7 protein-coding genes are annotated in these 9,633 nt (G+C 71.5%); 6 read left to right on the top strand and 1 reads right to left on the bottom strand.

Going from position 1 to position 9,633, the window contains the following annotated elements; genetic code table 11:
* Nucleotides 1-574 precede the first annotated feature (574 nt).
* Complete coding sequence (gene ileS, locus ACFC0D_RS37190) at nt 575-3,706, bottom strand: isoleucine--tRNA ligase (RefSeq protein ID WP_376446185.1); 3,132 nt, start codon at nt 3,704-3,706, stop codon at nt 575-577.
* Nucleotides 3,707-4,260: 554 nt separating this feature from the next.
* On the opposite strand from ileS, the gene ACFC0D_RS37185 reads away from it, so the two are divergent.
* The 6 genes from ACFC0D_RS37185 (at nt 4,261) to ACFC0D_RS37160 (ending at nt 9,547) form a co-directional block, all read left to right on the top strand.
* A complete protein-coding gene (locus ACFC0D_RS37185; protein WP_376446182.1) occupies nt 4,261-5,133 on the top strand; it encodes a TraR/DksA family transcriptional regulator in 873 nt (290 codons plus the stop codon).
* Nucleotides 5,134-5,217: 84 nt separating this feature from the next.
* Nucleotides 5,218-5,796, top strand: coding sequence for a signal peptidase II (gene lspA, locus ACFC0D_RS37180; protein ID WP_376446179.1), 579 nt, complete (start codon nt 5,218-5,220; stop codon nt 5,794-5,796).
* Nucleotides 5,797-5,813: 17 nt separating this feature from the next.
* Nucleotides 5,814-6,755, top strand: a complete 942-nt coding sequence (locus tag ACFC0D_RS37175) for an RluA family pseudouridine synthase (protein ID WP_361433021.1) — start codon at nt 5,814-5,816, stop codon at nt 6,753-6,755.
* Nucleotides 6,752-7,219: a GNAT family N-acetyltransferase gene (locus ACFC0D_RS37170; RefSeq protein WP_376446174.1), complete on the top strand. Its 468-nt coding sequence runs from the start codon at nt 6,752-6,754 to the stop codon at nt 7,217-7,219. The genes ACFC0D_RS37175 and ACFC0D_RS37170 overlap by 4 nt, the downstream gene beginning before the upstream one ends.
* 146 nt (nt 7,220-7,365) lie before the next feature.
* Nucleotides 7,366-8,952, top strand: coding sequence for a Na+/H+ antiporter (locus ACFC0D_RS37165; RefSeq protein WP_376446171.1), 1,587 nt, complete (start codon nt 7,366-7,368; stop codon nt 8,950-8,952).
* Nucleotides 8,953-8,977: 25 nt separating this feature from the next.
* Complete coding sequence (locus tag ACFC0D_RS37160) at nt 8,978-9,547, top strand: dienelactone hydrolase family protein (protein ID WP_376446168.1); 570 nt, start codon at nt 8,978-8,980, stop codon at nt 9,545-9,547.
* Nucleotides 9,548-9,633 lie beyond the last annotated feature (86 nt).

The following is a 9,633-nucleotide window of genomic DNA, read 5'->3' as shown; positions in this document are numbered from 1 at the left end:
GGGGGGCCCCGGCGGCGGGCCCCTCCCCCCCCCCGCCCCTCCCCGACGGGGGGCCCCGCCCCAGCCCCCGGTAGGGCGGCCGGGGGGGCTCCGCCCCCACGCCCCGAGAGGCCGGCGGCTTCGCGCCGGGAGCCGTGTCCTGGTGGGGGGCTTTGCGACGCAGCGTCGTGCCGCCTGCGGGTGGGTGCCCGGGGCGGGGGTGGCTTTGCGCCGCGGGGCCGTGCCGTCTGCGGGTGTGTGTCTGAGGCGGCGGTGGCTTTGCGCTGCCGGGTCTGTGCTGCCTACGGGTGCTTGCTCAGGTCGGCGGTGGCTTCGCGCCGCAGGGCCGTCCCCGTCGGCGGGTGCGTGTCCGGGTCGGTGGGGGCTTCGCGTCCCAGGGCGGTGCCGCCTGTGGGAGTGGCCGGGTCGGCGGTGGCTCGCGCCGCAGGGTCTGTGCCGCCTGTGGGCGCGTGCGCAGGTCGCGGGCCGTGTGGCGCTGTGTTCTGTGCCGTGGCGGCGGCGTCGGGCCTCTGGCTCGTCAGAGGGAACGAAAAGGCCCGGCACCCCGTAGGGGCCGGGCCGCTTCGTGTCGCCGTTATGCCTTGCGGAGCTGGAACGTCAGGGACAGGCCCTCGTCCTTGAACGGGGTGCCGAACGTGTCGTCCGCCGGGCCCGTCGCGTAGTCCGTCGCCAGGACCTCGTCCGCGATCAGGGTCGCGTGGGCCGTCAGGGCCTCCGTGGTCTCCGGGGAGTCCGACGTCCAGCGCAGAGCGATCCGGTCCGCCACGTCCAGGCCGCTGTTCTTGCGGGCCTCCTGGATCAGGCGGATCGCGTCACGCGCCAGGCCCGCCTTGCGGAGCTCCGGAGTGATCTCCAGGTCCAGCGCCACCGTCGCGCCCGCGTCCGACGCCACAGACCAGCCCTCGCGCGGAGTCTCCGTGATGATGATCTCGTCCGGACCGACCGTGATCGTCTCGCCGTTGACCTCCAGCGTCGCCTCACCGCTCCTCAGCGCCAGCGACAGCGCCGCCGCGTCCGCCGCCGCGACCGCCTTCGCCACGTCCTGGACGCCCTTCCCGAAGCGCTTGCCCAGCGCCCGGAAGTTCGCCTTCGCCGTGGTGTCGACCAGCGAGCCGCCGACCTCGGAGAGCGAAGCCACGGACGAGACGTTCAGCTCCTCCGTGATCTGGGCCTGGAGCTCCGGGGAGAGGTCCCCGAAGCCCGTCGCGGCCACCAGCGCGCGCGACAGGGGCTGGCGGGTCTTCACGCCCGACTCCGCCCGCGTCGCCCGGCCCAGCTCCACCAGGCGGCGGACGAGCGTCATCTGCGCGGGGAGCGTCGGGTCGACCAGCGACAGGTCCGGCTCCGGCCACGTCGAGAGGTGGACCGACTCCGGGGCGTCCGGCGTCACGGGAACCACCAGGTCCTGCCACACCCGCTCCGTGATGAACGGCGTGAGCGGGGCCATGAGCCGCGTGACCGTCTCGATCACGTCGTGGAGGGTGCGCAGCGCCGCAGCGTCGCCCTGCCAGAACCGGCGGCGCGAACGCCGCACGTACCAGTTCGACAGGTCGTCCACGAACGACGAGATCAGCTTGCCCGCCCGCTGCGTGTCGTACGACTCCAGCGCCTGCGTGGTCTCGGACACCAGCGTGTTCAGCTCGGACAGGAGCCACTTGTCCAGGACCGAGCGCTCACCCGGCGCCGGGTCCGCCGCGCTCGGCGCCCAGCCCGACGTACGGGCGTACAGCGCCTGGAAGGCGACCGTGTTCCAGTAGGTGAGGAGGGTCTTCCTCACCACCTCCTGGATCGTGCCGTGGCCCACCCGGCGCGCCGCCCACGGCGAGCCGCCGGCCGCCATGAACCAGCGGACCGCGTCCGCGCCGTGCTGGTCCATCAGCGGGATCGGCTCGAGGGTGTTGCCCAGGTGCTTGGACATCTTGCGGCCGTCCTCGGCGAGGATGTGGCCGAGGCAGACCACGTTCTCGTACGAGGACTTGTCGAAGACGAGCGTGCCGACCGCCATCAGCGTGTAGAACCACCCGCGCGTCTGGTCGATCGCCTCCGAGATGAACTGCGCCGGGTAGCGCGACTCGAAGAGCTCCTTGTTCTTGTGCGGGTAGCCCCACTGCGCGAACGGCATCGAGCCCGAGTCGTACCAGGCGTCGATGACCTCCGGCACACGCGTCGCCGTCTTCGAGCAGCTCGGGCAGGGGAAGGTCACCGCGTCGATGTACGGGCGGTGCGGGTCGAGCTCCGACTGGTCCGTGCCCGTCAGCTCGGACAGCTCGGCGCGCGAGCCCACGCACGTCAGGTGGTCGTCCTCACAGCGCCACAGCGGCAGCGGGGTGCCCCAGTAGCGGCTGCGGGAGAGCGCCCAGTCGATGTTGTTGTTCAGCCAGTCGCCGAAGCGGCCGTGCTTGACCGAGTCCGGGAACCAGTTCGTCTTCTCGTTCTCCTCGAGAAGGCGGTCCTTCACGGCGGTCGTACGGATGTACCAGGACGGCTGCGCGTAGTAGAGCAGCGCCGTGTGGCAGCGCCAGCAGTGCGGGTAGCTGTGCTCGTACGGGACGTGGCGGAAGAGCAGGCCGCGGGCGTCCAGGTCGGCGGTCAGCTGCTCGTCGGCCTTCTTGAAGAAGACGCCGCCGACCAGCGGCACGTCCTCCTCGAAGGTGCCGTCGGGGCGGACCGGGTTCACGACCGGCAGGCCGTAGGAACGGCAGACCTTGAGGTCGTCCTCGCCGAAGGCGGGGGACTGGTGCACCAGACCCGTACCGTCCTCGGTCGTGACGTAGTCCGCGTTCACCACGTAGTGGGCCTCCGCGGGGAAGTCGACGAGCTCGAAGGGGCGCTGGTACGTCCAGCGCTCCATCTCGGCGCCCGTGAAGGACTCGCCCGTGGTCACCCAGCCCTCGCCGAGCGCCTTCTCGAGCAGCGGCGCGGCGACGACGAGCTTCTCCTCGCCGTCGGTCGCGACGACGTAGGTGACCTCGGGGTGGGCCGCGACGGCCGTGTTCGAGACCAGGGTCCACGGGGTCGTCGTCCAGACCAGGAGCGACGCCTGGCCGGCCAGCGGGCCCGAGGTCAGCGGGAAGCGGACGAAGACCGAGGGGTCGACGACCGTCTCGTACCCCTGCGCCAGCTCGTGGTCCGAGAGGCCGGTGCCGCAGCGCGGGCACCAGGGGGCGACGCGGTGGTCCTGGACCAGCAGGCCCTTGTCGAAGATCTGCTTGAGCGACCACCAGACCGACTCGATGTACTCGGGGTCCATCGTCCGGTACGCGTCGTCGAGGTCGACCCAGTAGCCCATGCGCGTCGTCAGGTCGGCGAACGCGTCGGTGTGGCGGGTCACGGACTCGCGGCACTTGTCGTTGAACGCGGCGATGCCGTATTCCTCGATGTCCTTCTTGCCGGAGAAGCCGAGCTCCTTCTCGACGGCGAGCTCGACCGGGAGGCCGTGGCAGTCCCAGCCGGCCTTGCGGGCCACGTGGTAGCCACGCATGGTCCGGAAGCGGGGGAAGACGTCCTTGAAGACGCGGGCCTCGATGTGGTGGGCGCCGGGCATTCCGTTGGCGGTGGGCGGACCCTCGTAGAACACCCACTCGGGGCGGCCCTCGGACTGCTCCAGGGTCTTGGCGAAGACCTTGCTCTCGCGCCAGAAATCGAGCACGGCGTGCTCGAGCGCGGGCAGGTCGACCTGGGCGGGCACCTGGCGGTACTGCGTCATCGATCTTCCTCCGGCGGACTGCTTCGTTTCCGTCCGGAGGGACGAGAGCGCTGTGCTGCGCGGCTCCCGCGGTACCACCCTCCTTGGCCCCGGGCGTGTGCCCGTGGCCCCCTCATTGGGGTCGCGATGCCGGGTCTAGTCGCCTGACGGCTTTCTTCCGGCGGCTCCGGGGTGATCCTTCACATCGGGCTGGCCCCCGGGCTCTCACCGTCCCCGGGTCGCTCATGGCTGCGTACGACGCTACTCGTCCCCATCCAAGCCTTTCGCTCTGCCCAGTGTACGGGGCGGGAAGCGGGTCGGCAGACCGCTTTTCCGGCGGCTCGCCGGGGCGTCCGGCGTGACCCGAATGGCCATACGGGCGCGGTCGGGCTTCGGCCGGGGCGACGGGGCGGATTTACCGGGCGGGGAGCTGGGCACAACGGAGGCAGGCATGCCTTGCCGCGGGCATGGGCGGGTGCGAAACGGCGGCGTGCCCCGTTGCCGCGGGCCTTGGGCCGATTTATCGTCCCAGCACGATTCGCGAGCAAGATCACAAAATGTGAAGGGGCCGCGACATGGTGGCGAAGAAGACCGCCGCGAAGAAGACCTCGACCGCCGGTACCGCCGGTGCGGGCGGGGCGGCCAAGGACGTCACCGGAAAGAAGACGACGGTCACGAAGAAGGCGAACGCGGCGGCCCCGGCACGCACGAGCACGGCGAAGAAGACGGCCAACAGCACGGCGAGGAAGACCTCCGCCGGGAAGGCGGCTCCCGAGGAGGAGGCGGCCGCGAAGAAGGCTCCGGCGGCCAAGAAGGCCAAGGCCCCGGCGAAGAAAGCAGCCACGAAGAAGGCCGCGGCGGCCAAGAGGTCCACGGCCGCCGAGAAGGCCCCGGCGGCGAAGAAAGCCCCGGCCAAGAAGGCCGCGGTCACGAAGAAGGCCGCGTCCGCGGCGCAGGTGAAGCAGACAGGAGCCAGGACGGTGGCAGCGAAGAAGACCGCGGGTGGCGTCACGACGGCCGAGAACGAGGCCGCGGTCCCCCCGGCCCGTACCGGCGAGCTCGCGGTGCGTCCCGGCGAAGACCCCTGGACGCCCGAGGAGGTCGCCGAGGCCCGCGCCGAGCTGGAGAGCGAGGTGCTCAGACTCCGGGCCGAGCTGCTCCACTCCAAGGAGGAGCTGACCGGGCTGATGCGGGACTCCGGTGACGGCGCGGGCGACGACCAGGCCGACACGGGCACCAAGAACATCACGCGCGAGCACGAGCTGGCCCTGGCGGCCAACGCCCGCGAGATGCTCGAGCAGTCCGAGCACGCCCTGGAGCGGCTGGACGCGGGCACGTACGGGCTCTGCGAGGTCTGCGGCAAGCCGATCGGCAAGGCGCGGATGCAGGCGTTCCCGCGGGCCACGCTGTGCGTCGAGGACAAGCAGAAGCAGGAGCGGCGCGGCTGATTCGGTGCCCGGCTGCCCTGACGGTGCCGCGGAGGCGTGACGTACCCTCGTGCACAGTCAGGGCACCTAGGTTGAGGGACTCACGTGGCAGAGGCGGAGCGCATCATCGGTACGCCGGATTCAGGCGCGGACGGCGCGGCGGACGGCGAGGCGGCGGCCCCCGCCGAGCAGCCCAAGGGCAAGCGCAAGATCGTCGCGCTCTTCGTGGTCGCTCTGCTCGCGTACCTGCTCGACCTCGGCAGCAAGTTGCTCGTGGTGGCCGAGCTGGAGGGCCGTGAGCCGATCCGGGTCGTCGGGGACCTGCTGACGTTCCATGTGATCCGGAACCCGGGTGCGGCCTTCGGCATGGGCGAGGCCTTCACGATCATCTTCACGTTCATCGCGGCGACGGTGATCATCGTGATCGCCCGGCTCGCGCGCAAGCTCTACAGCACCTGGTGGGCCATCGCGCTCGGCATGCTCCTCGGCGGTGCGCTGGGCAACCTGACCGACCGGATCTTCCGTTCGCCGGGCGTCTTCGAGGGCGCGGTCGTCGACTTCATCGCGCCGGCCCACTTCGCCGTCTTCAACCTCGCGGACTCGGCGATCGTCTGCGGCGGCTTCCTGATCGTGATCCTGTCCTTCCGGGGCCTGGACCCGGACGGCACCGTCCACAAGGACTGACAAGGCATACTCGACGGGTGAGTACGAGTCCCGAGATCCGAACCCTGCCCGTTCCCGATGGCCTGGAGGGCGAGCGCGTCGACGCCGCCATCGCCCGTATGTTCGGGTTCTCCCGTACGAAGGCGGCCGAGCTGGCCGCCTCCGGGAAGGTCCAGGTCGACGGCGCCGTCGTCGGCAAGTCCGAGCGGGTCAGCGGAGGCGCGTGGCTCGAGGTCGAGATGCCGGGCGCCCCGGCGCCCGTCCAGATCGTGGCCGAGCCCGTCGAGGGCATGGAGATCATCCACGACGACGACGACATCGTCGTGATCATGAAGCCGATCGGGGTGGCCGCCCACCCGAGCCCGGGCTGGACCGGAACGACGGTCATCGGCGGCCTCGCCGCCGCCGGGTACCGCATCTCCACCTCCGGCGCCGCCGAGCGCCAGGGCATCGTGCACCGGCTCGACGTGGGCACCTCGGGTCTCATGGTCGTCGCCAAGTCGGAGCGGGCGTACACGCTGCTGAAGGCGCAGTTCAAGGAGCGGGTCGTCGACAAGCGCTACCACGCGCTGGTCCAGGGCCACCCGGACCCGATGAGCGGCACCATCGACGCGCCCATCGGCCGCCACCCGCAGCACGACTACAAGTGGGCCGTCACCGCCGAGGGCAAGCCCTCGGTGACGCACTACGACCTGATCGAGGCGTACCGCGCGGCCTCGCTGCTCGACATCAAGCTGGAGACCGGCCGCACCCACCAGATCCGGGTGCACATGTCGGCCCACCGCCACCCCTGCGTCGGCGACCTCACCTACGGCGCCGATCCGACGATGGCGAAGCGGCTCGGTCTGACGAGGCAGTGGCTCCACGCCGTACGGCTGGGCTTCGAGCACCCGTCGGACGGGCGCTGGGTCGAGTTCGCGAGCACCTACCCGGCGGACCTGCAGAACGCGCTGGACCGGATCGCGGCGGAGAGCGCGTGACCACGGGGTTCTCGGTACGCGAGGTGCGCGGGCCCGAGGACCGCGAGGCCTGCTTCGCGGTGCGACGGGACGTCTTCGTGGTCGAGCAGCGGGTGCCGCAGGAGATCGAGTACGACCGGTACGACGAGACGGCCGTGCACGTCCTCGCCGTCCGCGAGGACGGACTGCCGCTGGGCACCGGACGGCTGATCCACGGCGAGGACGCGATCGGCAAGACCGGCGCCGACACGTCCGTGGGCTCGCTGGGGCGGCTCGCCGTCACCAAGGCCGCGCGCGGCCTCGGGGTCGGCGTGGCGCTGGTCCGCGCCATCGAGGACGCCGCCCGTGCGCGCGGGCTGGCGGCCGTGGACCTCCATGCCCAGACCCAGGCGCTCGGTTTCTACGAGCGTCTCGGCTACGAGGCCTACGGCCCCGAGTTCCAGGACGCGGGCATTCCGCACCGCGCGATGCGACGGGTGCTCTAGGACGCGTCCGCGCGGGCTCACGGGGGTGCTCCCTCCGGGGCCACCCGTGGGCGGCGTCGGTCGGCGGGTTTGGGTTGATTCGTCCACGCCCGTGGCAGGGTTGAGGCCCGATCATCGACCGTGCCGCCAGGCCGGGAGGGCTCACCGTGGACCAATTGGCCCTGTTGTTCCTGCTGTTGCTCGGCGCGCTGCTCACCGTGCCGCTCGGGGACCGGCTCGGGCTGCCGGCCCCGGTGCTCATGACCCTCGTCGGGATCGTGCTGGCCTTCCTGCCCTTCGTGCCCAGCGTCGAGATCCCGCCCGAGTACATCCTTCCGCTCGTCCTCCCGCCGCTGCTCTACGCCTCCGTGCAGCGCACCTCCTGGCGCCAGTTCGCGGCCAACAGGCGGCCCATCTTCCTGCTCGCCGTGGCCCTGGTCTTCGTCACCACGGCCGCCGTCGCCGCCATGGCCCACACGCTCGTCCCGGGGCTTCCGCTCGCCGCCGCCGTCGCGCTCGGCGCGCTCGTCGCGCCGCCCGACCCGGTGGCGGCGACCGCCGTCGCCGGGTCGCTCGGGCTGCCGCGCCGGCTCGTCTCGATCCTGGAGGGCGAGGGGCTCTTCAACGACGTCACCGCGATCGTGCTCTACCACGTGGCCATCGGCGCGGCGGTCGGCGGCTCGTTCTCCTGGGAGGGCGCGGGTCTCGATCTCGTCCTGTCGGCCGTCGTCGCCATCGCCGTCGGGCTCGTCCTCGGCTGGCTCAGCAACAAGCTGATGGGCCTGCTCGGTGAGCCCACCCTCCAGACGGGGCTCACCCTCCTCGTCCCCTTCGTCGCCTATGTCCTCGCCGAGGAGCTGCGCGGCTCCGGCGTGCTCGCCGTCCTCGTCGTCGCCCTCTTCCTTGCCGAGCACGCATTCGACGCCGACGACGTCATGGGCCGGCTCGCCGGACAGGCGTTCTGGCAGATCGTCGACACCCTGGTCACGGGCATCGCCTTCGGACTGATCGGACTCGAACTGCACGTCGTCTTCGGCACCAGCGACGGCCGCCTGGGGGAGATGCTCGGCTGGGGCGCGGCCGTGACCGGTGTCGTCATCGGCGTACGGCTGCTGTGGCTGATGCCCGCCACCTGGCTGGCCAAGCGGCTGCACACCCGTCGCGACTACGACGAGGAGATCCCCATGAGCTGGCGGGAGACCGTCGTCATGTGGTGGTCAGGGATGCGCGGGGTGGCCTCGGTGGCGCTGGCGCTCGCCATCCCGCTGCGTACGGACGACGGCTCGCCGTTCCCCGGCCGGGACGAGATCGTCTTCATCGCCTTCTGTGTGATCATGACCACCCTGGTCCTCCAGGGACTCACCCTGCCCTGGCTGGTCAAGCGGCTCGGGGTGCAGGCGGACACGGACGTCGAGCGAGCCCTGGAGCGGGACCTCGCGCTCCGTGCGGCGAAGGCGGCAAGGCGCCGGCTCAAGGAGATCGAGGATGCGGAGGAGCTGCCCGAAGAGGTTCAGGAGCGGCTGCTGCGCGGGGCGTTCGACATCGGGGCGCGGATCAGTCCCGACATGCTGGACGAGGAGCGCCGGGCGGCGTTCACCGAGCGGGCCGGACGCCTCAAGGCCGTGCAGCGCATCCAGCGGGAGATGATGTCGGCCGCCCGCCACGAGGTGCTCTCGGCGCGGAGCGAGCCGGGCACCGATCCCGAGGTGGTCGACCGGGTGCTGCGCCACCTGGACGTGCGCAGCATGAGATGACACGGCGGCTGGCAGGATGGACCGCATGGACATCATGCTTTTCCACTCGACCTACGGTCTGCGTCCGGCGGTGGAGGCCGCGGCCGAACGGCTGCGGGCCGCCGGGCACCTGGTGCACGTGCCCGACCTCTTCGAGGGACGGACCGCCGAGACCGTGGAAGAGGGCATGGCGATCAAGGAGGAGATCGGCAAGGAGGAGCTGCTGAAGCGCGCGATCCTCGCCGCGGCTCCGTACTCCGAGCGCGGTCTCCTCTACGCGGGCTTCTCGTTCGGCGCTTCGGTCGCGCAGACCCTCGCGCTGGGCGACGACAAGGCGCGCGGGCTGCTTCTTCTCCACGGCACCTCGGACATCGCCGAGAGCGCGTCCGCCGACGACCTTCCCGTACAGCTGCACATCGCCGACCCGGACCCCTTCGAGTCGCACGACTGGCTGACGTCCTGGTATCTGCGCATGGGGAAGGCGGGTGCGGACGTGGAGGTCTACCGCTACCCGGGCGCCGGGCATCTCTACACCGATCCGGAGCTGCCGGACTGGGACGAGGGCGCCGCCGAGCAGACCTGGGCGGTCGCGCTGGCGTTCCTGGAGAGTCTGTAGGACATACGGAAGGGGGGGGGGGGGGGGGGCCCCCCCCCCCCCGGCGCAGGGGTGCGGGGGTGGGGCGGGGCGGGGCGCGGGGCACC

The organism is Streptomyces sp. NPDC056222 (assembly GCF_042264065.1).
Classification (GTDB): domain Bacteria; phylum Actinomycetota; class Actinomycetes; order Streptomycetales; family Streptomycetaceae; genus Streptomyces.
This window is presented reverse-complemented; position numbering and strand designations above follow the sequence as displayed.

Coding starts and splice junctions, on each gene's coding strand:
- ileS (WP_376446185.1), bottom strand. CDS start 3,706: ATGACGCAGTACCGCCAGGTGCCCGCCCAGGTCGACCTGCCCGCGCTC.
- ACFC0D_RS37185 (WP_376446182.1), top strand. CDS start 4,261: ATGGTGGCGAAGAAGACCGCCGCGAAGAAGACCTCGACCGCCGGTACC.
- ACFC0D_RS37160 (WP_376446168.1), top strand. CDS start 8,978: ATGGACATCATGCTTTTCCACTCGACCTACGGTCTGCGTCCGGCGGTG.